The sequence below is a fragment of the Ferrimonas sediminum genome, assembly GCF_900100175.1.
In the GTDB taxonomy this organism is placed as follows: Bacteria; Pseudomonadota; Gammaproteobacteria; order Enterobacterales; family Shewanellaceae; genus Ferrimonas; species Ferrimonas sediminum.
Genome location: NZ_FNEM01000011.1, coordinates 109,640 through 131,789, shown reverse-complemented (window position 1 = coordinate 131,789; position 22,150 = coordinate 109,640). Strand labels below are relative to the sequence as shown.

The 22,150-nt window shown below is 57.9% G+C and carries 19 protein-coding genes; 9 read left to right on the top strand and 10 right to left on the bottom strand.

All coding sequences use genetic code 11. The features are described 5' to 3' along the window. From BLT77_RS13350 to BLT77_RS13340, 3 genes are all read left to right on the top strand, one after another. Positions 1-609: 4Fe-4S binding protein (locus BLT77_RS13350; RefSeq protein ID WP_143026635.1), on the top strand; the 609-nt coding region annotated here is incomplete at its 5' end. A gap of 209 nt (positions 610-818) precedes the next feature. After that, positions 819-1,541 carry a helix-turn-helix domain-containing protein gene (locus tag BLT77_RS13345; RefSeq protein ID WP_143026633.1) on the top strand — a complete coding sequence of 241 codons (723 nt, stop codon included), beginning with the start codon at positions 819-821 and terminating at the stop codon, positions 1,539-1,541. A gap of 292 nt (positions 1,542-1,833) precedes the next feature. After that, positions 1,834-2,274, top strand: a complete 441-nt coding sequence (locus BLT77_RS13340) for a hypothetical protein (RefSeq protein ID WP_245709947.1) — start codon at positions 1,834-1,836, stop codon at positions 2,272-2,274. 124 nt (positions 2,275-2,398) lie between these two features. On the opposite strand, the gene BLT77_RS13335 is transcribed toward BLT77_RS13340, so the two are convergent. Genes BLT77_RS13335 through BLT77_RS13310 form a run of 6 tightly spaced genes read right to left on the bottom strand, consistent with a single transcriptional unit; the run spans position 2,399 to position 8,162 of the window. Further along, a complete protein-coding gene (locus BLT77_RS13335; RefSeq protein WP_245709946.1) occupies positions 2,399-3,577 on the bottom strand; it encodes a hypothetical protein in 1,179 nt (392 codons plus the stop codon). Beyond that, positions 3,574-4,257, bottom strand: a complete 684-nt coding sequence (locus tag BLT77_RS13330) for an ABC transporter ATP-binding protein (protein WP_090366110.1) — start codon at positions 4,255-4,257, stop codon at positions 3,574-3,576. The genes BLT77_RS13335 and BLT77_RS13330 overlap by 4 nt, the downstream gene beginning before the upstream one ends. 1 nt (position 4,258) lies before the next feature. After that, positions 4,259-5,491 (bottom strand): ABC transporter permease, encoded by a 1,233-nt coding sequence (locus BLT77_RS13325; RefSeq protein WP_090366108.1) that lies wholly within the window; start codon positions 5,489-5,491, stop codon positions 4,259-4,261. Continuing rightward, positions 5,481-6,707 carry an ABC transporter permease gene (locus tag BLT77_RS13320; protein WP_090366105.1) on the bottom strand — a complete coding sequence of 409 codons (1,227 nt, stop codon included), beginning with the start codon at positions 6,705-6,707 and terminating at the stop codon, positions 5,481-5,483. Before BLT77_RS13320 ends, BLT77_RS13325 begins: the two co-directional genes overlap by 11 nt. A 13-nt stretch (positions 6,708-6,720) precedes the next feature. Then, positions 6,721-7,467: an outer membrane lipoprotein-sorting protein gene (locus BLT77_RS13315; protein WP_090366103.1), complete on the bottom strand. Its 747-nt coding sequence runs from the start codon at positions 7,465-7,467 to the stop codon at positions 6,721-6,723. Further along, positions 7,464-8,162, bottom strand: a complete 699-nt coding sequence (locus BLT77_RS13310) for a TetR/AcrR family transcriptional regulator (RefSeq protein ID WP_090366100.1) — start codon at positions 8,160-8,162, stop codon at positions 7,464-7,466. The genes BLT77_RS13315 and BLT77_RS13310 overlap by 4 nt, the downstream gene beginning before the upstream one ends. A gap of 205 nt (positions 8,163-8,367) precedes the next feature. On the opposite strand from BLT77_RS13310, the gene BLT77_RS13305 reads away from it, so the two are divergent. Next, the gene (locus BLT77_RS13305) at positions 8,368-8,904 is read left to right on the top strand and encodes a phytanoyl-CoA dioxygenase family protein (RefSeq protein WP_143026632.1); all 537 of its coding nucleotides are present in this window, start codon (positions 8,368-8,370) and stop codon (positions 8,902-8,904) included. A 416-nt stretch (positions 8,905-9,320) separates the two neighbouring features. Beyond that, a complete protein-coding gene (locus tag BLT77_RS13300; RefSeq protein WP_090366093.1) occupies positions 9,321-12,125 on the top strand; it encodes a leucine-rich repeat domain-containing protein in 2,805 nt (934 codons plus the stop codon). A 155-nt stretch (positions 12,126-12,280) separates the two neighbouring features. Here BLT77_RS13300 and BLT77_RS13295 read toward each other — a convergent pair whose 3' ends face one another. From BLT77_RS13295 to BLT77_RS13285, 3 genes are all read right to left on the bottom strand, one after another. After that, complete coding sequence (locus tag BLT77_RS13295; RefSeq protein WP_090366090.1) at positions 12,281-12,850, bottom strand: LemA family protein; 570 nt, start codon at positions 12,848-12,850, stop codon at positions 12,281-12,283. Between the two features lie 55 nt (positions 12,851-12,905). Further along, a complete protein-coding gene (locus tag BLT77_RS13290; protein WP_090366087.1) occupies positions 12,906-14,183 on the bottom strand; it encodes a DUF3137 domain-containing protein in 1,278 nt (425 codons plus the stop codon). Positions 14,184-14,777: 594 nt separating this feature from the next. Then, positions 14,778-15,110: a PBPRA1643 family SWIM/SEC-C metal-binding motif protein gene (locus tag BLT77_RS13285; RefSeq protein ID WP_090366084.1), complete on the bottom strand. Its 333-nt coding sequence runs from the start codon at positions 15,108-15,110 to the stop codon at positions 14,778-14,780. A 186-nt stretch (positions 15,111-15,296) separates the two neighbouring features. Here BLT77_RS13285 and BLT77_RS13280 point away from each other — a divergent pair, with 186 nt between their 5' ends. The 3 genes from BLT77_RS13280 (at position 15,297) to traF (ending at position 20,187) form a co-directional block, all read left to right on the top strand. Beyond that, positions 15,297-16,526, top strand: a complete 1,230-nt coding sequence (locus BLT77_RS13280) for a M24 family metallopeptidase (RefSeq protein ID WP_090366082.1) — start codon at positions 15,297-15,299, stop codon at positions 16,524-16,526. 155 nt (positions 16,527-16,681) lie between these two features. Further along, positions 16,682-18,745: a M13 family metallopeptidase gene (locus BLT77_RS13275; protein WP_090366079.1), complete on the top strand. Its 2,064-nt coding sequence runs from the start codon at positions 16,682-16,684 to the stop codon at positions 18,743-18,745. 248 nt (positions 18,746-18,993) lie between these two features. Next, entirely contained in the window at positions 18,994-20,187 is a 1,194-nt protein-coding gene (traF, locus tag BLT77_RS13270; RefSeq protein WP_090366076.1) for a conjugal transfer protein TraF, read from the top strand. A gap of 65 nt (positions 20,188-20,252) precedes the next feature. Here the strand turns inward: traF and BLT77_RS13265 are convergent, their stop codons facing one another. Next, positions 20,253-21,158, bottom strand: a complete 906-nt coding sequence (locus BLT77_RS13265; RefSeq protein WP_090366073.1) for a DMT family transporter — start codon at positions 21,156-21,158, stop codon at positions 20,253-20,255. 132 nt (positions 21,159-21,290) lie between these two features. Here BLT77_RS13265 and BLT77_RS13260 point away from each other — a divergent pair, with 132 nt between their 5' ends. Then, positions 21,291-22,103, top strand: a complete 813-nt coding sequence (locus tag BLT77_RS13260) for an AraC family transcriptional regulator (RefSeq protein WP_090366070.1) — start codon at positions 21,291-21,293, stop codon at positions 22,101-22,103. Positions 22,104-22,150 lie beyond the last annotated feature (47 nt).

Below are 22,150 nucleotides of genomic sequence, written 5' to 3'. Positions count from 1 at the left end.
TCGGTGGTGCTGATCGGCTACTGGCTCAACTCGGCGCTCTCTATCGCCCTGATCGGCTCGCTGCTGCTGGGCTACATCCCCTCACCGCAACAGCATCTGCTGTGGTACATCATGTTGATGGGGTCGCTGGGCGCGATTCTGTTCCTGGGACGGAACGTGTATTGCAGCCAGCTGTGCCCCTTCCACCAGTTCCAGCGTTGGTTGCATCAGCTAAGCGGCATGAACATGCAGCTCTACCCCTGGTTGAAGCAGAGGCTGAAACTGGTGACCAACACCCTGCTGTGGCTGTCACTGATGCTGATCTTCCTGTCGCGGACACCGGCCATCGGCTCCTACGAACCGTTCTCGATGCTGTTCTCCCTGGATGGCCTCGGCGTGCAGTGGTACATCCTGCCGCTCAGCCTGTTCGGCGCCTTTCTTGTCAGTGATTTCTGGTGCCGCCTGCTCTGTCCCCTGGGCCGTTTCCTCAACTACAGCCTGGAGATGCGCGCAAAAACGGTACAACAGATGAAAAAGCGGCGCCGAATCGCCGTTAAGGAGATAAGTCATGACTCAAACCCCGCAAAAGGCGTCAAGGCCGGCGTCGCCATCGAGGCGCAAGGCGAGTAGCCGGGCTTCAGCCGAAACAGCGAAGCCGGCCGAGCGCCTGCTTACCGCATCGATGTTCGCAGTGACGCTGCTGGTGATTGGCCTGTTTCTGGTGCAGCAACTGATGCCGACCCATTAGTGATACCCCTATGGCTGGCGGCAGGAGGCCGCCGGCAACCCATATTGCAAGGAATTCAGCGAGTGTTAGTTCAGGTACAGCGGAGCGATTTATGTCCCGTTCTTTATTGGACACCAGGCTTAGAGGCCTGTTGAAAGAGAGTCGCGATCGTCTCAAGGTGCGGGAGCTCTGTTATTGCTATGACATCGCCAATCCCGACGACTGGCGTTGCCGATTGAAAGACCACCACAGACTCCTGAAGTGTTTCGTTAAACGCCGAAACCTGTTTGCCAGTTCCGAGCCGGCCCTGCAGCTGTGGCGAAGGAAGAGCAGCTTCATTGCCGATGAGCGGCTAAACCTGGCGCCACTGTTTAGCCAGACGGTGTTTGTCTGGCCCGAACATCAACTCTCCCCCCGGCTGCAGCGGCAGATGAGGGATCTGGGGGCGGCCGCATTGGTGACCATCTCCATACCCTGCCGGTTGTCGACCCGGTTTACCGGCAGATTCACCCTGATGGTGCAAGCCGGCGAGCAGCTGGATAATTTGAAGGCCAACCTGGCCGAGATCGAGGAGTACCTGTCGCAACTGCAGATGGAGATCATCATGAGTCTTGGCAAGGAGATCAATCCGCTCATCGATTACAACATCGTCAGCCCGGTTTCGGCCTATGTGCTTGCCTGTTTGGCCGACGGCCAGGATCGGGAGCAGGTGTCGAAGAAGCTGAGTCTGACCCTACGCGGGGTGGACTATCACATCGGGGTATTGAAGGAGGTTCTCGGCGCCAGAACCGTGGCCCAGATGATGTTCAGGGCAGTACAGTGCGGATTGGTGTAGGGCGCTACTTGGAGTGAACCCTGCCGGGTGAGTTTACCTCCTCCGCCGGTTGCCAATTATTACAACTTAGATTGGTAGGCTCACTGGTCATCATCTACGCTGTGCCATTGCAATACTGTCGGCACTCCGGGTGCCACTTCCGATTGACAGGACTTTGTGGAGGTCGAGTATGAACCGATTCATTATGCTCTCTGCTGTTGCGTCTTTACTCTGTTCGGGATCGATTACGGCCCAGGCTAAGGAGCAGGGCGCTGGAAAACACTGGGTGTTGAACCTGGTTGGCTCTGGGGCAATGTATGAAAGTACGGTTCCTGATATAGATGGTGATGGCCATGATGACGCTGCTATCTGTTTCGATGTCGAACTGCATGATGCTAAAAACCGCCGTCAGGTTGGCACTGCTACCGACTGTCTCTCCAATGTGACGCCTGTGGGTACTGGCATAGCTTTGACAGGAACCACCTATTTCCATCTGCCTCAGGGGACCCTGGTTACCCGGGGTAACACCACGGTGCAGCCGGTGCTGCATAACACCATGACTCCCTCGGGCCAGACGGTTACCCACATTACCGGGGCCTCGGGGACCGGCAATGCCATTCTGTGGGGCAGCAATCGTTTTGACGGTGCCATGGGAACGGTTCGGCTTTCCGGTATGGTGGACATGACCAACTTTGCCGGTAACCCCGGAGATCCTATCGCCTTTGACTGTCTGTTTGTTATCGATCTGTATTAACAGGGGTAGTCCATTGGTCGGTGGCTGAGCCCGAGAGATCGAAGAGCGCAGGCTGGATCAGATGTTGATAAGTCGTTGTTGCTGCCACCCGGCCGATACGTTCACTCAGCGGCAATTGTGGTGATCAAAAATTCCAGCGAACCAGGCCATAGATGAGAGTGGCTGGCGTGTCGGCAAACAGGGCACCACCACCGCCGTCAAAACGCTGCACTATGGCCTGCAGGGTGCAGTTATCGGCCAGCGAATAGCTGCTGCTGGCCCCCAGGAAGTAGGAGTGATCCTGGTAGTAGCTGGCGGACAGGGTCAGTCGCCACAGTGGCGACAGGTCGACTCCGGACTCAAGATAGCCGGTCCATTCGGTGAAGCTGAGGCTGCGAACGGTCAGTGGCTGGCCCAGGTAGTCGGCGCCGCTGTCGACCGGCTGGGGGTTGGAGAGGTGCAGCAGCGCCCCTTTCAGGCTCCAGTTACGCTTGCCGGCAAAGTTGAAGTCGGCCTCCAGGCTGCCGACGCTGGTCGCGGTTTGTGGCTGGCCCTGCCACTGCTCGTCGATGGGGTTCAGCCAGCTGATTTCGCCTCGTACGCCAGCCCCGCCGATGTCGCCGGCAATCCCGGCGCCCACCACCCGATCGCGACGGGACTTGGCCAGCAGCAGTTGCCAGTCCCAGCCATGGGCGTTGCTCAGGTAACGACCGGCATAGCTGTCCAGGCTGGCCTCACTGCTTGGGTTGTACACCAGATTCCACTCGCTGGCGAATCCCAGTTTCCGACTCAGCTGCACCGCATCACTGCCCGGCCGTTCCGGGTAGTCGACGTCATAGATGGAGTAGCTGTTGAACAGGTCATTGGGGTTCCAGACCGTGGTCATGCCCCAGTTGATGCGGAACCGGCCACCTTGCACCTGCCAGAGGTCGTTGTGCCAGTCCAGGTAGAGCCGATCCAGGCTGGTGGTGGCGATCAGGGTGTCGTTGTCGATCCAGTTGCCGCTGAGATCCCAATAGCCGTTGTCGTTGCCCACGGTGTCGCTGAAGCCGGGCAGGTCATTGCTGTCGCCGGCAAGGAGGCGGTTGCGCATGCCTACCTTAATCTTCAGCTGGTGAGAGAATCGGTATTCGACATTCAGCCTGTGGTGCACCAGGTGATCCAGCAGTGAGTTGTGATTGTCCGGCAGGGTGGCGGTGGCCATGTAAGAGAGGTAGCCGTCCAGCGTCCACGGGCTGTCGGGCGCCAGTCCGGGAATGGGGGTTGCCCCGAGAGTCGTCGACATCAACGCCGCTGTGGCAAACAGGGCAATGCGGACCGTCACTGGCTGCGATCCTCGGTCAGGCGGCCATCTTCAATCACCAACACCCGCTTGGCACGGGTGATCACCCGGGGATCATGGGTGGAAAAGATAAAGGTAGTGCCTTCGGTTTCATTGAGCTTCTGCATGATATCCAGCAACTCGGCCGTGCTGCGGGCGTCCAGGTTGGCGGTGGGCTCATCGGCCATGACGAAGCGAGGGCGCGGGGCGAGGGCGCGCGCCACCGCGACCCGTTGTTGCTGTCCCCCGGACAGTTTGGCCGGAGGTTTGTGCAGGTGGTCTTTCAGGCCGACCTGGGTCAGCAGTTCGGTGGCACGGCGGCGGCACTCCTGTTGACTTCGCCCCTGCAACTGCATCACAAATTCAACGTTCTCCAGTGCCGACAACACCGGCAGCAGACTGTAGTCCTGAAAGATAAAGCCGACGTGATCACGACGAAAAGCGATCAGCGCCTGCTGACTGAGCTTGGTGATGGGTTGACCATCGATGTCGACCTGGCCCGAGGTCGGGGTGTCAATGCCGCCCATCATATTCAACAGCGTGGTTTTACCCGATCCTGACGGGCCCATAACGGCAACAAACTCCCCCTGTTCAATGACCAGCGACAGGTGGTCGACCGCGTGCACCGGGAAGTCGGTATCGGCGTGATAGGTTTTGCACAGTTCGGTGACGGTGATGGTCATGTCAGTGTTTCTCCGCCATGGCGTCCACGGGGCGCTGTTTCAGTATGTGTCTGGCCGGGTACAGGGCCGCCAGGAGGCTGGCGCCGACCACGGTCAGGAAGATAAACCCGTATTCCGTCGGGGTAACGTGTGGGTACAGCAGGGTATCGACGCCGAAGGCATTAAGCCCTTCAGCCAGATCGCCCAGGGGAATACCGGTGTAGGACAGCAGGGCGATCACCGCCATGCTGACACCGACGCCAATCAGTCCCCCGCAGCCACCGAGCAGTGTGGATTCGGCGATGATCAGGGAAAATACTTTGTGTTTTTGCATGCCGACGGCCATCAGTACCCCGAACTCTCTCGTTCGCTCAAACACCGACATCAGCATGATATTGATGATGCCAAAGCCCATGGCGACCACATAGATGGCCAGGATAATGGCGTTGCTGGTACCGCTTTGGGCCAAAATTGATGCCAGCAATGGTTGTATCTGCTGCCAGTCCCGCACACGGTTGTCCGGGGCGGTGTGCTGCTGCAGACGATCGCGCAGCGCCTGCAGGGCGGCGATCTGGCGGTAGTCGTTGTCGACCAGTCGTACCGCAATTTCGTGAACCCCCTGGCCGCCAGCCAGGGCCTGAAGATCCTCAATGCGTACGAACAGGTTGTTGTCATCGAAGGTGGATGAGGGAGTGTGGTACAGGCCGCGGACCCGAAAGGCGGCCCCGGATACCTCACCCTGGGCATCGGTAAAGGTCAGCACCACTTTGGAGCCGATGGTCAGTTGCAACCGTTGGGCGGTTTTGCGGGACACCACCACAGGGTGGCGGCCCTGGTCATCCAACCACTGCCCCTGAAGAATGTGGCCGGCGATGGGCGTGACCGCCGCCTCCCTGTCGGCGTCGATGCCGTTTATGCGCACGCCGCGGGTGGCGCGGGCCGAGGCCACCATGCCTTCGGCCAGGTAACGGCCAGAGGTGGCGGCCACTTCGGGCAGCTGATCGAGGTATTCCAGCAGTGGCGCCGGTGCTACCAGAGTGTCCTTGATGTCGGGGGTGTCGATGTAACTGCTGCGCTGCACCTGAAGATGACTGGTTTGCCAGGCGATGGCGTTGTCGATCATGTTGGCGTACATGCCGCTGAGAAACCCCATCAGGACGACCACCCCCACCAGGCCAAACACCATGGCGCTGATCATGATGCCGGTGCGCAGGCGGTTGCGCCACAGGTTGCGCCAGGCCAGTTTAATGATCATCGCCACCTCCCTTTAATGCCTGAACCAGGTTGAGGCGATACAGGCGCCACAGCGGATAGGCCAGGCACAGGCCCAGTAGTCCCAGTACGATAAGGATTTGATTGATCACCAACTGCGGGGACAACAGCACCGGCATCAGCGGATCCCATCCCATCTCCATGACCATACGGGCGGCCTCTCCGGTCAGGGTGAGGGGATGATAGGCAAACCACGCCAGCAGCGGGGCGGCGATGGCCAACCCCAGAACCACGCCCACCAGGGCCAGTAATCCGGACTCAATGATGATCAGCAGTAGCAACTGCCGGCGTACCATGCCGGTGGCCAGCATCACGCCGAATTCCCGTTGCCTTTCCAGAATCATCATCACCAGGGTGGCAAACAGGCCAAAGCCCACCACGCCATAGAGCAGGTACATCATGAACAGGCCGCCGGCCCGGTCCATCTGGATCTGTTGCGCCATCTCCGGCGACAGCGCCTGCCAGTCCCACACCGCCGCGTCCGGATAGCGGTGCCGCAGCGCCTGGGTGGCGGTGGGCAGCTGGGCCAGGGTGTGGGTGTGCAATACCCAGTTGCTCACCAGCCCCTCGCAGCCGTACAACTGTTGCGCCAGAGGCAGGGGCATGTACACCAGTTGATTGTCGACGCCGGCCATGGGAAAGCTCAGCACGCCGCGAATGGGAAACAGGCCAGCGGCGGTCTGGCCGTGGTAGCCCTGGCCATAGAGCACCAGTTCATCGCCGACAGACAGCGACAGGTAGCGGGCCAGTCCTTCGCCGATGAGCACCCCCTGATCGTCCTCACTCAGGTAGTGCCCCAGAGTCAGGCGCCTGTCGACATTGGCGTATCGGGCTTCTGCCAAGGGCTGGACGCCCATGACCATCACGCCTTTGGAACGACTGGCACCGGCGGCCAGGGCAAAGGACTCCAGCCGTGGCAGAATATGGCTGATGCCGTCAATGGCCCGGGCCGGTCCGATGAATGCAGCTGTACCGGGCAGCAGATCGTCGATGCTGCGGCTCTCTTTAAAATCCGGATGCTGCAGCTGTACCAGCCCGGTGGAGAAGCGGGCGGCGTTATCGATGTTGTTGGCGTAGGTGCCTTCCTGCAGGCTGCGGGTGGCCAGCGACAGCAGCAGCGCCAGCGCCAGGGCGGCGGCCGTCAGCAGTGTTCGGCGTTTCTGGCGCCACAGGTTGCGCCAGGCCAGGGTTACTAACATCGTGGCTCCTGAGTCAGTCCCGCAGGGCTTTCATCTGGGTTTGGGAGAAAAAACTGTCGTCGATGTCGAAATCAAATTGGGCCTGATGGGTGATGATTTCGGTTCTCTGTCCCGGCTTGTCCGCTGGAATCATCTCCAGCCGGGTTGCCACCGCTCGGCCCCCAAGGGTTTTGACGTCGTAGCTGTTCATGGTGTTGATCAGCTCGTCGAACTCATCGTAGAACGCCACTTTCCGCTGCAGGTAGTTGTCTTTCGCAATCCATAACCGGACTTTGCTCCAGACCACCGGTGCCTCGGGTTTGGCGATGGCGTCGATGATCCAACAATCGCTGCCGTCGATGACGGCAGAGTCCACCAGTTGGTGGCGGTAATCGACGACGATGGAAGACTGGTTGATGAGGTCGTCGTTGGTGAAATCGGAACCCATCCAGGACTGGCCCAGCATCGAGGGAGCAATCTTAATGACGCGCTCAATGCTGGGAATCCAGTTCCACATCTCCCGTTGCCGCTTCAGGGAGGCGCTGCCTTTGTCCTTGGCGGGGGCCGTGACCAGCACCAGCGACAACTCCAGCCCCTTGCTCCAGCTTTTCATGCGCATGCTTCGTTGCCAGTCCGGTCGAATGATCGACATGGTCATCTCGGTGTAACTGGCGTCTCCACGCAGCTGTTGATCCGATTGGCGTACGATTTCGGTGGCGGTCTGCGCCTGGGCCACGACCGGCAGCAGGAAGGCAAACAGCAGGGCGATGTTGATTCTCATGGTGATTCCTCGTCGCTGAAGGTAAGCCAGAGGTCGACCTCCTCTTCGGTCATCAGTGGCAGGGAGTCCGGCGGGGCGCCGAGCAGGCGCTCAATGGCGGTTTGCGTCGCCGCCAGTTTGCGCTTGATTCGATGGTGGGCCGGGTTCCCGGGGTCGGGCTGCAGCAGACGCAGGCAGAAGTCGGTTGAGAATCGTTGCAGCAACAGCAGTACCTGTTCGGCAGTTTCACCGGCGTCATCGAGATGAAACTGGCCCTGCCGCCGGCCTTGCTCGATCACTTCGGCCAACAGCGGGCCGATGACGGCGATGCTCTTTGTCTGCATCTGGTGCCGCAGTTCGAGGTTGCCGGCACTGTAGAGCAGTGCCGCATAGGTCTGCATCTGAGTCTTGTTTTCCAGCTTCCATTGGCTGGCGTGGTGCATCAGACGATTCCATTGTTCGATGGCACTGGGGGCGGGCTGGTCGATGAGTGGCATCAGGGTGTCGCGGTAACGGTCGATCACATCGTCGGTGAGGGCGCAGAGCAACTGCTGTTTGGAGGCAAAGTGGTGGTAAAAGGCGCCTTTTGACAACCCGACGGCATCGATCAGCTGCTGAATGGAGGTTTGCCGGTAGCCGCGCTGAAAAAACAGGCGGTGTGCGGCGTCGATCAACTCGCTGCGGCGAACGAGGCCTCGCTGTCTCGGCTTGCTCATCTCACCTCCTGACCAGGGTGTCTATCCACTATACCGACCGCGAGTCGTTTTTTTCAACTGTTTGTTTTGTGACCACAACTGTTTTGGTATTGACCCGCTTCCACGGTTCCGGGGCCGCCATGCCGCCGATTTGTTGATGTCGATTAAGGAAAATTGCATCTATGCCCAGTTATGAGATAAGCCGCGATGTCCGGCGATGCTGGCGGTGGCCCGACAACTGTGTGGTCTGCGCTACATTCCCGGCACCCAGCATGGGCTGGAACCGATTCAGACACTGTCTGAGGAGCATGGTTGGCAATTGCCCGGGGTGGTTGAACAGCCTGCTCAGGCCGGTGACATTATGATTCAGGATATGATGATCCTTCATGGCTCTCAGACTAAGCGCAGTGACGGAACCCGCCGCACACTCTATATCGAGTTGCGGCCGTTGGAGGCGAACCTGACCAGCGGGGCCCAGTCCGATGGCGAGGAGGTGCCGTCGGTGTGGCGCCAATACTATGGCAATCCCGAGTCCGAACTGCCGTCGCTTATGGCGCAAATGATGGCGTTAAAAGAGCCGCCGCTGCCGGCGTTACGCGCTTACCCTGTGGCCCAGCGCCTGCCACTACCTAGGCCAATGGCTGATCTGAATGTCACTGTTTCCTATTGGTTTTATTTCAAGCAAAGGCGGGTATTTGTCGCTGTGTTGCCGAGCAGCATAGTGAAAGCTGCTCAAGTAATGGCCATAGAAGGGGGTCTTTGAGCATTAACTTGACCAAAGTTCGTGACAACGTGGGGCTATTCATGGCTTCATTCGGTTTAACTAATTGATTTGTTAGGAATTACCCATACAATGCTCCCGTGGTCAATCCACACTGTGTTGTTAATGTTCAGGAGCAGTACGTTGAGTCAGTTAGTGTTGAATGATTTTAACGTGAACCCTTGCCTTCCGCTCAGGTTGTGCCTGGTAACGATCTTACCTTTTCCCATCCGGGCCCCCGATCCGCGACGCCGCGATATAGGTTTTGTAACCCCGGTCACTCGATGGCAGCCCCTTAGGGCGTTGATGCGGCCGGCACAATAACCCCACGACCTATTTTCCAGAGGCTGCCTGTTGTCAGGCTGCCTGTTGCTGCGTTGTCCGCACAGGCCGCAGTGAATACACCGCCAGGAGTTGCCATGCACGCCATGGAGTTGGACGATCTGAATTATCAGGGGGTATTGGCCGGCATTCATGCCGAGGTCGATACCCTGACTTACGATTGTGAAGAGCCCCTTAGCAGCTGGGCAGAACTGGCCCGTGCCTTTCCCAATCTGCGCCGCTTGCATTTTGAAGATCTAGGCAATGTGAACGGACGCCGGTTGCTGGATGCGGCATTCTTTCAACAGTTTCCCAATTTGACGGCGTTGACCACTTCGCTTCGGCCCCGGCGCAGCATTACCACCGATTTCAGTGGCGTGCCCGAGGCGCACCTGGCACAGGTGGCCACTCTGTCTCTGGGCCGTTGTCGAGGAGAGAACCTTCAGCTGCTGAGTGCCTTGCCGGAACTGACGGATCTGACGATGCGGGTCGATGCCCCGGAGGTGACCTTCCACCTGAGCGCTGACTCGGTGCTGACCAACTTGGCGCTGGGACTGGGCAGCCGGGTGCGGCGTCTGGACTGTAGGTTGTCCGCCAGCAGCCTGACCACCCTGAGCCTGGGCAAGTTGGATTACTACGATGAGCCGGCGGAACCGGTGCGGATCACCATGCTGACGTTGCCAAAGACGCTGGATCACCTGACTCTGGATATGCACTGCCAGGGGCCGCTACCACCACGACTATTGGAACACAATCACCCTATGGCATCGGTGACTCTCAAGCTTGGCAATGTGGCACCGCCTGATCAATGGCTGGGCAGTTTGTCACAGGTCGGGCAGCTGATGTTGTCGCTGAGTGGTGAGACGGCGCCGTTGCCGTCGACACTGTTTGCCAGCCTGAAGCTGGTCGATAAGCTGGAGCTGAGATTTGAGCACACCCCGATTCCGGATAGCCTTTTGCCGGATGGTCTGGCGGTGAAAGAGTTGTTCTACACCAACGCCAACGGGATGCTGAACCAGACCGAATCTCTGCGTCTGCCCCGACTGCAAAAAGCCTGGTTCTTTGGCGTAGATGGCAATCAACTGGGGTGGCTGGCTCACAGCCCCCGATTGCAGGAGCTGAATCTGCAACTCAACGGTGAGTTGACCCATTTCCCGTTGCTGCCGGCGTTGAGGTGGCTGACCCTGAGAGGGGGCGAAATGGCCGAGCTGCCGGAGGGGATTCGCCACTGTGCCTCCCTGGAGACATTGAACCTGTTGTCGGTCAGCCTGCCGCGTTTCGGAGAGATGGCGGCGATGACCAAATTGAGCAGGCTCTGGCTGCAGCCCAGGCGACAGGAGCAGGATAAGTTACCCAGACAAAGTGACCTCCTCGCCGTGCCTTCGCTCAGCGGTTTGCGTCTGGACATTGAGTTAAAGCGCTTCGATCCCGCCTGGGCCAGCCTGCCTCAGGAGTTGGAGCTGGACATCAGCGATGAGAAGCTGGCCAAGGCCTGGGAGATCTTCAAGCAGTCTCACCTCAGTGACGAAGAGACGCTGGCCTACCTGACGGCGTTGGCCCTGGTTCGCAAACCGGCGCAGTTGCCGAAGATGCCGGCCAACTTTCACCTGGTGATGATGGCGGCCAAACACAACCGCTTCAAGGCCCAGCATAAAGCCTGGTTAGCGGAGTTGGCACAGAACAGTCATCAACAGCGGCCTTTCGGCCCGGGCGCCATCCTGTTTGTGTCCGGTCGCAGTGCATTTAAAGCGAGTGAGCTGAAGGCTAAGGCTGGAGAGTTGGGGTTCACCCTGAGCAAAACGCTGGATGATCAGGTTACTCATCTGCTCCTGGGCTCGGCACCCAGGGAGGTTCACCGAATCGACCTGCAAAAATATGCGGTGATTGATGACGCGGTGTTACAGCAGTGTTTTGAAGCGCGGGCGCCCAAGTTTCTGCAGCAGGGCAATGAGGCGATGGAGGGCAGCATTCTGGAGATGCTGAAATCGCCGCAGGAGGCGTCCCACCGGGTTGCGGTACAGATGCTGGAGCAGGGCGGGGTTACCGGGGCGATGCGCCTACCGCTGTTCTTTATCCTTAAGACCACCATCGACAATGGCTTCAGAAAACGGATTAAGCACCTGTTGGCCGGGATGGGCGATGAAGCGTTTCAACTGGCCGTCAACGATCGCATTTTGTTCCACAACTGCCGCGGCCGTGATGACTACGGCAACCTTAAGGGGCAGGGGGTGATGGTGGACAAACTCAAGCGTCAGCGCAAAAAGTGGGGCGAGGCCCTGTGTACCGATTTTACCAAGTTGTATTTCGACCGCTTCGGTGAGGGATTGATGTTCGTGCTGATGCAAAAAGAGTGCAGCGAACAGCGATTGGCGATTCTCGATACCCTGGTGGAAGGTGAGTGCCTGAACTGGCGTCGTGGCGCCGGCTTCGATAAGGTTCAGGAGTTCTGGGATAAAGATTCACCGAGTAACCTGCATTGGCACCCGGGCTTCTATCTTAACGCCAGTGGATTGCTGGGGGCTGCCAAGACCGAGCTGCCTGCGGAATTGGCACAGCGTCACACTCTGACTGAGCTGAACCTGGGCAACTGCCTGTTGTCATCCCTGCCCAAAGGGATGGAGCACTACCGCCATATTCGCCGGCTTAGCCTGGCAAACAACTGCCTGACAACGCTGCCGGCGTCATTGGTGCTGTTTTCCGAGTTGGACAGCCTGGATCTGTCTTACAACCACTTCCGCGAGTTTCCCAAGGTGCTGATGAAGATGACCTGGCTTAAGCGGTTGGATATCCGCCGCGCCACCCGGCCGGACCTGGACAGTGGCTATGGGGCGGACTACGCACCGTTGTCGATACCCCAGGCGTTTCTGGACGCCTGTCCGGACTGCGACGTCCTGAAGGATTGATGCTGGCTCGTTGCGGCGAGCCGGTAAAAGAAACCGGCAGCCGCCGCTTGAGATTGACGAGTGAATTGCACCGCCAGCAGCCGTGGCTCGGCAAGTTCGGTCAACGCCTAAACGCGCCAGCCCGGAAACGGTTTGGGCGGTTGCCGCGCTGTGCGTTACAGGTTGGGTTTATAGTCAAAACCTGCCTGGGCTTCGACATCGGTAAAGCTGTTGATGGCCTGTTTTCGGGTCAGCAGGTTGTTGATCACCGAACCGGGGAACATCTGAATGGCATTATTAAAATCTTCCACATTGCGGTTGAAGATGCGAATGGCGGCACCAATCTGCTCCTGCTGCTCGGAGATCTCTGCCATCACTTTCAGATAGGTGTCGGAGGCCTTCAGATCCGGGTAGGCTTCAACGGCGATACTCAAACCTTTCACCAGACCGGCGGTGTGCTTTTCAGCCTGGGCCAGCTTGCCGGCATCGACCCTGTCGCTGTTGAGACCGTCAATGGCACTGCGCAGCTTGGTCACATCCGACAGTACCGAGGCTTCGTGAAGCTTGTATTTCTCCACCATCTGTTCAACGTGGGGAATGATCTTATTTTTCTGACGCTCTTGGGTCAGAACCGATGCCCAGGCACGATCAACCGCGTTGAATTTTCCAATGATGCCGTTATAGATCAGAATAATGGCCAAGATTACAACGGCGATGATGCCAAGTACCAGGTAGCTGATTGTCATGGGTGTCTCTCTTGTTTGTGTGTCTTCGGCGCCCCGATGTCAGGGCGCCTCTGTGTCAGGCAAAATTGTTGTCGCTAAGGCGCATCAGGTGATGAACCAGAGTCTTGATGGCGGTCAGTTTCTTTAGCTCGGCATGGGCAGCAATCTCTTCGGCAAACGCATCCGGTTTATCGAGTCCGAACTGACGCTTTAGCGTTAGCAGATCCCTGTCATCGAAGGCGATGCAGGTGTAGCCACTGCCGTTGACTTCGATGATTGGCCGCTTGTGATTGCGGCCAAATTCGCTCAGCAACTCCACCACCGCCGGTGTCAGCAGCCTTGCCGCGGTCATCTCCTGTTTGGCCCTGACCCGGAAATGACGGTTAAACTCATTGGAGGCGGTGGTGTACTTTTCGCCTCGGTAGCTGATACGCCGATCGCCGTCGATGGCGATGGATTTGGCATAAGGAAACTGCAGCAGCAGTCCGTGACGATAGTAGTGATCATAGGTGGTACGGGTCTTGGTCTTGCCTTCGGAGTCGGTATAGGTTTCGGTGCGCTTATCCACGTAGTGGAACTTGTACACCTGAAAGTCAAAGCTGTGGATGTCGCCTTGATGATGACCTTGATACATCTCCATGATCTCACGGCGATAGTTTCCCCGGTCAAACTCCCTGAACTGGCGCTCAAGCTCCTTGGCCTTCGCCTCTTTGTCGATGGTCACCGGTGTCAGACCATTGTTGAACAGGCGGTCGCGCAGGTGGATGCGATCGGAGACCGGGTCACGCCAAAACTGACGTTTACGCAGCCAAAACCACAGGCCGGCGATGACGATGGCCAGGCCCAGGGTGACCAATTCCGGGGGTTGCAGGCGCCCGCCACCACTGGCAAGAAAAATCAGGTTGCCGACGCAGAACCAGTAGCCCTGGTGCCAGAGTTCAAAGGGGGCCGTCACCGCAACGCATCCGAGGGCGATCAAGCCGATTCTGAGCCAGGGGCGGGCAAGAAACCTTGGCAGGGGCAACCGCTTGTTGCGCTTTTCACACTGTTGCCCTACCCAGATGCCAAACAGAGCCGGAGCCAGGTAGCTGCTATTTCGTAATACTTCAGCCAGCAGGTACCCCAAGTCGCCACTGTAATAGCCATAAAAAACATAGTTTTGAAACAGACCAATGGTGCAGATGTACACCATGGCCCACTTGATGGCATGGAACAGGCGATCATCGTAGTCCAGCGGTCCTGGATGACCCTTGATCTCATTGATCAGCTCGACCAGGTCCTGTTGACCGCTGGCCTGCTCGACCTGCTCTTTAATCTTGCGAATATTGGCGGTGACTTGTTTGTTGTGACTCATTGAGCGGGAAATCCTGTAGTGCCGTAGATTCGGCGGCAAGCCGACGGCGCCGATTATCCCTGAGTTCAGCCAAAAACTAAAGCTATGAAAGGAGAAATTAGTTAATAAAAACAGAGTATTGAACTTAAGTTTTGAGACGCTGTGATCGAGCTTCGAGGCTGAACCGAACTCGTGGGTGGCGCGGCAGTATTGCTCGGTAACCGAGGCGGTTCCGGCAAAGGTTTCGGTGATCCTGGCCAGAATCAGTAACCCGGGGAGGGGGCGTGGCTACGGGGGCTCGGTCGATGGTTTGCCGGGGGAGTAACCCATCGTTGTGGTACAGCGCAATGAGGGCCAAAACGTCGTAAGCCTGAGCCCTGCCGGGCTGAGGAAACGGCGTGGGAATGTGCGCTTACACTCACGACACTGTGGCTCGGCTGCGTAGTGGTAAACGACGACACCGGGCTTGAGTTTGCGCAGATTCTGAGTCGGGGATGAGGTTGCCGAGAAGCTGTGTAACGTTGTCTACGGTGCCGGCTAACCGGCAAAGACCAACTCCGGCATCCCGGTGCGGATACCCAAAGGGCTGTTTCAGCCCTTTGGGTTAGAATGCCTTTAGCCGCAGCACTTCTTGTATTTCTTGCCACTTCCGCAGGAGCAGGGGTCATTGCGCCCCGGGGTCTTGTCGAACGTGGTGGTGGTGGGTTTGTTCAGCCAACTCTCCAGCTCCAGCAGGTCCTCTTCTGCATCCGGATTGACCGTGATGGTGGCAAACAACTGGTGTTGCTCGAGCTGGGCCTGAACCTCCTGCTGGCGAGCCTGAGTTTGCACACTCAGTGTCAGAGGGTGCGCTTCGGTGCCGAGAATGGCCGCCCGGTTGGTGTTGTAGCCGTAGCTTTCGTGCTTGGGCTTTTTCTCGATGCGACCTTTGTAGAAGAATTTGGACATGGAAGAACCTAGTGCTGAAACCTGAGGCTGAGGGTTATACAGCAAAATTTCTCTCAGTGAAATGGGCCCGGTTCTTTCGCCCCGCGAATGCGTCTGTTTTTGTTATCTCTCCATCTATTGGTCTTGAATCCTCCATCGCTCGAATCTATCATTGCATACAATATTCTATTTTGGTCGAGGGAAACAATGACAATAGGTGTGGGAGGCTCTACGACGGAGCAGGAGTTGGCACGGCTGTCGAATCTCAGTGGCAGGGCGTCCGCCATCAGCGTCGCCGAGTTCAAGCAGCGGATGCAGCGGGCGACGAGCTTGATGCAGCAGCAGGGGCTACGGGGAATCTTCCTCAATGCCGGCACCAATCTGTACTATTTTACCGGTCTTAAGTGGTCGCCGAGTGAGCGAATGGTCGGGGCGCTGCTGCTGGACAGCGGTGAACTGCTGTACATCGCTCCCTGGTTCGAGCGCGACTCCCTGCGCGACTTCATGCAGATTGACGCCCCGTTTCACGGTTGGCATGAGCATGAAAATCCCGCCGACCGGGTGGCGGCGCTGTTGGCGGAACGGGGCATTGCTGACGGAAAGCTGGCCATGGATGAGTCGGCGTCTTTTTTCCTGTTTGACGGGTTACGCCGGGCGTGTCCTCAGATTGACTGGGTCAACGGCAGCAGCATCAGCGCCCCGTGTCGAATGATTAAGAGCGAGGCGGAGATTGCCCTGATGCAGACCGCTAAGGCCATGACCCTGGAGGTGCAGAAATCCGCTGCCCGCATCCTACGGGAAGGGATCACCACCACCGAAGTGACCGCCTTTATTGACGAGGCGCACAAGCGGGTCGGCGCGCCGGGCGGATCGTCGTTCTGCATCGTGCTGTTTGGTCTGGCCACCAGTTTCCCGCACGGGGTCAAAGAGCCGCAGAGATTGAAGCGAAACGACTGGGTGTTGATCGACACCGGTTGCCTGTTGCAGGGATACAACTCCGATATCACCAGAACGTATTGTTTTGGCGAGCCCAGCGAGCGTCAACGCCAAATGTGGCAAGTGGAAAAAGACGCCCAGGCGGCCGCGTTTGCCGCGGCTCAGTTAGGCCAGCCTTGTGAAGTCGCCGATGCCGCCGCCCGTGAGGTGCTGGAATCTCATGGACTGGGCCCTGGCTATCAGTTGCCGGGACTGCCACACCGTACCGGTCATGGTTGCGGCCTGGATATCCATGAGTGGCCCTATCTGGTGAAGGGCGATCGAACCCTGTTGGCGCCAGGTATGGTGTTCAGCAATGAGCCGATGCTGGTGTTACCGGGCGAGTTTGGCGTTCGCCTGGAGGATCATTTCTATATGACCGAGTCTGGCCCCCGCTGGTTTACCGACCCCTCCCACTCGCTGGATGACCCTTTTGGGTTACAGCTTGATGCAACTCATTGATCCCCCTTTAACAGTCTACGCCCCGCGATTGGGGCGTTATTGTCACTCCTTTGGAATAGAGTTGTAACAAAGTCGGTTTTGACCTGTTGCTGTCCTGACGCTAGTATCGGACTGTTTAAAACTAATTAGCTCCAACAATTCATAAGGATATGCTGATGAAACGCTTATTTATTGGTGGCTTGTGCGCCTCGGCTTTGGTAATGACCGGCTGTGCACAAAATGAGCCGTCACAACCCACCGCCGTGGCCGAAGCAGTGCAGCAGCAATTGAGTTCCGGTATTGAGTTTGCCAACTTCGATACCACAGTTCGTCCGCAAGACGACTTCTATTCCTACGTCAATGGCACCTGGCTGAAGACCAGCGAAATTCCTGCCGATCGCACCAGTTCCGGTGCCTTTTACGATCTGCGCGAAAAAGCCCGTGATGACGTTAAGGTGATCGTCGAAGACCTGGCTGCCAAGCCAAACCTGAAGGCGGGCAGTGATGAGCAGAAGGTGGGCGATCTGTATCGCTCCTTCATGGATACCGACAAGGTCAATCAACTGGGCCTGGCGCCGCTGAAGCCTGAACTGGCAACCATCGACGCCATCGACAGCAAAGCGGGCGTCGTGGCCTACTTTGCCCACAGCCAGACCATTGGTGCCGGTACGCCGCTGGCGTTCTACATCAATGTGGACGCCAAAGATTCCGAGCGTTACGCCACCCACATCTGGCAAGCGGGTTTGAGCCTGCCGGATCGTGACTACTACTTCAACGACGAAGCACGCTTCGTGAAGTTGCGTGAAGGGTTCCTGGCTCATATGGAGAAGATGTTCACCCTGGCGGGCGTCGCTAATCCAGCCGAGTCTGCCAAGACCGTGATGGCCATCGAGACCGAACTGGCCAAAGGTCACTGGACCCGGGTTGAAAGCCGCGACAGCGAGAAGCGTTACAACAAGTACCAGACGGCAGAGTTGTCCAAGCTGGCCAGCCACATCGACTGGGCGGCTTACCTGAAGACCATCGGTGGCGACAGCCAGTCCGACATCATCATTAACCAGCCAAGCTACATTGAAACGCTGGACAAGGTGGTGGCCAATACCTCGGTTTCCGACTGGAAAACCTACCTGACCTGGAACCTGCTGACCGCCTACTCCGGCATGTTGTCGCAGGAGTTCGATAGCGAAAACTTCGAGTTCTTCGCCCGTCAACTGAATGGCCAGGAGCAACAGAAAGAGCGCTGGAAGCGTGGTGTGGCCCTGGTGAGCGACAACCTGGGTGAAGTGGTTGGTAAGGTGTATGTCGACAAGCACTTCCCGGCAGAAGCCAAGGCGCGCATGAAGGAGTTGGTTGAAAACCTGCGTAAAGCCTACGCGGTGAGCATCGATCAACTGGAGTGGATGAGTCCGGAAACCAAGGTGAAGGCCAAAGAGAAGTTGGCGGCCTTTACCCCGAAAATTGGTTACCCGGATCAGTGGGAAGACTACTCGGCGTTGACCATCGAGTCTGATGATCTGGTGGGTAACGTCATGCGCTCTGCCACGCTGGCGCACACCAAGGATCTGGAGAAGCTGGGCGGACCGATTCGTCGTTACGAGTGGCACATGACGCCACAGACCGTCAACGCCTACTACAGCCCGGTAATGAATGAGATCGTGTTCCCGGCGGCCATTCTGCAGCCTCCATTCTTCAACATGAACGCCGACGATGCCGTCAACTACGGCGGTATCGGTGCGGTTATCGGTCACGAAATGGGCCACGGTTTTGACGACCAGGGCTCCCGTTATGACAAAGACGGCAACCTGAAAAACTGGTGGACCGAGTCGGATCTGCAAGCGTTCCAGAAGCGCGGCAGTGCTCTGGTCGCTCAGTACGACGGCTACCAGGTGTTCGACGACCTGCACGTTAACGGTAAGCTGACTCTGGGTGAGAACATCGGCGATCTGTCCGGTGCCACCATCGCCTACAAAGCCTACAAGATGTCTCTGGAAGGCAAGCCGGCACCGATCATCGATGATCTGAGCGGCGACCAGCGCTTCTTTATCGGCTGGGGCCAGATCTGGCGCGGCAAATACAAGGAGCAGGCGCTGCGTAACCGGGTTGCCACCGATCCGCACTCCCCGTCTCATTTCCGTGCTAACGGTCCGCTGTCCAACATGACCGAGTTCTACAGCAGCTTTGATGTCAAAGAGGGCGATGCCATGTATTTGCCTGCTGAGAAGCGCGTAAAGATTTGGTAATCTAGCGTCACGCTGATGTAACACACCCCGCTTCGGCGGGGTGTTTTCGTTTCAGCGGTTTAACAAATGTGAGGTCAGCAACGTGCTGAACCTTAATTGGGGAGGGCATACGGTCGCCTTATCGACAGGGTAGGAGATCGATGCCATGGGCTCAGGAGTGCCGGCAACCTTGTCGACCGGCAACCGGGCCGTCTGTGGATTGCTTCAGGGCAATCGCAATACCACCATTATTATAAAACTAGGATGAGATGATGAAACTGTCCGTATTGAGTCTGGCGCTGGCCGCCGTTGCCGCGCCTGCTGTGGCTGTTGTGGGTATGGATGCAAAGAGCGGTGGTGCCGCCAACACCGGCATTGCCAGTGGTGACTTTACCCGTGCGCCGCTGAACCCGGCATTGCTGACCAAGTTTAAAGACAGCGATGACCTGTACCTGAGGCTGGGCGCCGGTGTCCTGGCCAAAGAGTATGAGGATGCGCTCGATCAGGTGGATGCCACCCAGGACGCCATCGATGCCTTTGAAGCCAAGATCGACGCCATGGATCCGGCCAACCCGCCGACTCAGGCGGATGCCGACGCCCTGATCAAGGAGCTGCAGGCTTTGGATGACACCACCCTGGTGGGGGAAGCCAATGTGGACTTCGGCGTGTACGTGCCCAGTAAGTCGCTGGGTTTTGGTGTGACCATCGGCGGCTACGTGGTGGCTAATGGCGACTTTAACTACGACGATGCCGATGGCCAGTTGGTTAACGATGCGCTGACCTCCGGTGTCTTTGATCCGGATAACCTCAAATCTGAGGGCATCGCCCACGCGGTGGCGGTCAGTGAGCTGGCACTCTCTTTTGCCCATCAGGCGAACCTGCCCCGGGTCGGCGACATTGCCTTCGGCCTCGCCGCCAAGTACCAGCGCTTCGACAGCTACCTCTATACCGCCAACATTAACAACTACGATAACGACGATTACTTCGACGATCAGTACATGAACGACAAAACTGCGTTCAATATGGATCTGGGGATCTACAAGCCTTACGGCAACTGGAGCTTTGCGCTGGTGGCCCGCAACCTGATTAAACAGTCCATCAAGAACATCGACGGTGATAAGGTTTCTCTGGACCCCACTGTGGCCGGGGCGGTGGCCTGGAGCCAGGGGATGTTCACCGGCACCATGGAGCTGGATCTTATCGAGGATGAGTCCTTTGTGGTTGAAGGCGATGCCCCGCAGTTGCTGCTGGCCCGTCAGTACGCCCGTGCCGGCATGGAGGTGGATTTCTCCCATCTGCAACTGCGGGCCGGCTACCAGACCGACCTGTCCGGTAACTACGGCGATCTGTTGACCGTGGGGCTGGGGATCTCCCCCTGGGATACCATCAGTCTGGATCTGGCCGGGCAGTTTGGTGATGACGACGAGCGTGGTGCCATGCTGCAGCTGGGCGTGAAACTGTAAGCCTGAGCCTAGAAAAAAGCCAGCCTCAAGGGGCTGGCTTTTTTAATTACGCCGCGTTAACAGCCTCAGGCTGCCGGAGCGCGTTTGCGCCGCAGTCGTAACGGGGTTTTGAGCCGCTGGGCCATCAATACCCCAAGCAGGGTCAAACTGCCGCCCAGATAGTGGTGCAGAGACAGGGTTTCCCCCAATAGACCCACAGCCAGCAGAGTGCCGATAATCGGGTTGAGGTTCATAAAGCTGGTGGCCTTATTCGGACCCAGGTGCTCCAGCCCTTTCAGCCAGGCAAAGGTGGCAAGCAGGGAGGCGACGATGGCCGCAAACAGCACCAGGGGCAGCGCCTGGGTGGTAATGGTGCTATCCGCCTGAGTCAGAAACACCGGCAGCAGCCAGATGGCGCCCATGGCCATCTGCAAAAACAGCGATGGCCAGGTCGAGAACGGCAGTTGCCAGCGTTTGATCAGTACGCCATAGAGGCCGTAACAGGTGGCGCCGAGCAGCAGCAACAGATCGCCGTGATTCAGCTGATGTTGAAACAGCGACAGGGGGTGTCCTTCGGTGATCAGGTAGGAGAGCCCCAAAAACGACAGCAGCGAACCGGCCACCATCCCCTGGGTGGGTTGCTCGCGCAGCACGGCAATGCTCCACAACATCGCCATCATCGGCACCACTGAGCCGATTAGGGCGATGTGGGTGGCCGAGGTGGTTTGCGCCGCCACATAGGTCAGGGTTTGCAGCGCCACCATACCCAACCCACCGAGAATGCTGAGCTTAAACAGGTGTTTTTGAACCAGTTTTCGCTGTCGCCACAAGGTGGGCAACACGAAAGGCAGCAAAATGCTGGCGGCAATCATCCAGCGATAAAAGGCGATGGCCGCGGGATCAATCAGTCCCACAGACATCTTGCTGACGATGCCGTTTCCCGCCCATGCCACCACGGCAATCAGGGGAAACAGATACGCGGATTTGCTCACAGGCAACGACTCCACAACAGATCTCGAACGAATAATGGCGGCATTCTACCCTGTCTTCAAAAAACCATATAACGAAAATCGGACATGATGTTATGCTGTCAGGACAGTTTTCTGAGATTTAGGTCAAATTACATGGAACCGGCGAACGGGGCATCGCTTCTGGAGCGCTATCCACTGCCTTTTGAAGCAACCACCAGTGATATCTATCTGCATCAGGAAGACATCTCTGCCAATACCACGTTTCTGCCACACAGCCATGCCTGGGGCCAGCTCAATGTGGTGGTGGCCGGGGTGATGGAGATCAGCGTCGATGGCCGGCCGTTTCTGTCGCCGCCTCAGTACGCCATCTGGATTCCACCTCTGGTGGAACACACCAGTTACAGCCGCCAACGGGTGAGCTATCGGGCCCTGTACCTGTGCCCGGAGTTATCGGCACAGCTGCCGCAGGAGGCCTGTATGATTCGGCTCAGCGGCGTATTCTGGGCCATTATTGAGGATTTTGCCGACCGCAAACAGGAGTACGCCAACAGTGAGGCCGATCGCCGGTTGGCCCAGGTGATGGTGGATCAGTTGGCCAAGGCCGAGCCGATGGTGGCCTACCTGCCCCTGAGTGAGGACCCGTTGATCAAGCCCATTTTAACCACCCTGCAGTTGGACCCGGCCGACAAACGAACCCTGAGCCAGTGGGCGGCGCAGGTGTATTCCACCGAGCGGACGCTAAACCGCCATTTTCAGCGTAAGCTGGGAATGAGCTTTTCTGATTGGCGTCAACGGCGTCGTTTCCTGGCGTCCCTGGGGATGTTGCGTTCCGGCATGAAGGTCAATCAGGTGGCACTGGAGTTGGGGTACAGCAGCCCGTCGGCCTTCATCACCATGTTCAGCCGCCTGTCTGGCACCACCCCGGAGCAGTACCGGATTCAGCGCAGTCGCCAAACCGGCGCTTAGACAACGGCTGGCGAGCCGGTACACTGTATAACAGACTGGCGCCGGTC

What these genes read in the sequence shown, in the direction of transcription:
- BLT77_RS13330 (WP_090366110.1), bottom strand. Translation starts at nt 4,257, where the DNA reads ATGACCATCACCGTCACCGAACTGTGCAAAACCTATCACGCCGATACC.
- BLT77_RS13300 (WP_090366093.1), top strand. Translation starts at nt 9,321, where the DNA reads ATGCACGCCATGGAGTTGGACGATCTGAATTATCAGGGGGTATTGGCC.
- BLT77_RS13280 (WP_090366082.1), top strand. Translation starts at nt 15,297, where the DNA reads ATGACAATAGGTGTGGGAGGCTCTACGACGGAGCAGGAGTTGGCACGG.
- BLT77_RS13275 (WP_090366079.1), top strand. Translation starts at nt 16,682, where the DNA reads ATGAAACGCTTATTTATTGGTGGCTTGTGCGCCTCGGCTTTGGTAATG.
- BLT77_RS13320 (WP_090366105.1), bottom strand. Translation starts at nt 6,707, where the DNA reads ATGTTAGTAACCCTGGCCTGGCGCAACCTGTGGCGCCAGAAACGCCGA.
- BLT77_RS13310 (WP_090366100.1), bottom strand. Translation starts at nt 8,162, where the DNA reads ATGAGCAAGCCGAGACAGCGAGGCCTCGTTCGCCGCAGCGAGTTGATC.
- BLT77_RS13345 (WP_143026633.1), top strand. Translation starts at nt 819, where the DNA reads ATGTCCCGTTCTTTATTGGACACCAGGCTTAGAGGCCTGTTGAAAGAG.
- traF (WP_090366076.1), top strand. Translation starts at nt 18,994, where the DNA reads ATGATGAAACTGTCCGTATTGAGTCTGGCGCTGGCCGCCGTTGCCGCG.
- BLT77_RS13325 (WP_090366108.1), bottom strand. Translation starts at nt 5,491, where the DNA reads ATGATCATTAAACTGGCCTGGCGCAACCTGTGGCGCAACCGCCTGCGC.
- BLT77_RS13290 (WP_090366087.1), bottom strand. Translation starts at nt 14,183, where the DNA reads ATGAGTCACAACAAACAAGTCACCGCCAATATTCGCAAGATTAAAGAG.
- BLT77_RS13315 (WP_090366103.1), bottom strand. Translation starts at nt 7,467, where the DNA reads ATGAGAATCAACATCGCCCTGCTGTTTGCCTTCCTGCTGCCGGTCGTG.
- BLT77_RS13295 (WP_090366090.1), bottom strand. Translation starts at nt 12,850, where the DNA reads ATGACAATCAGCTACCTGGTACTTGGCATCATCGCCGTTGTAATCTTG.
- BLT77_RS13340 (WP_245709947.1), top strand. Translation starts at nt 1,834, where the DNA reads ATGTATGAAAGTACGGTTCCTGATATAGATGGTGATGGCCATGATGAC.
- BLT77_RS13285 (WP_090366084.1), bottom strand. Translation starts at nt 15,110, where the DNA reads ATGTCCAAATTCTTCTACAAAGGTCGCATCGAGAAAAAGCCCAAGCAC.
- BLT77_RS13260 (WP_090366070.1), top strand. Translation starts at nt 21,291, where the DNA reads ATGGAACCGGCGAACGGGGCATCGCTTCTGGAGCGCTATCCACTGCCT.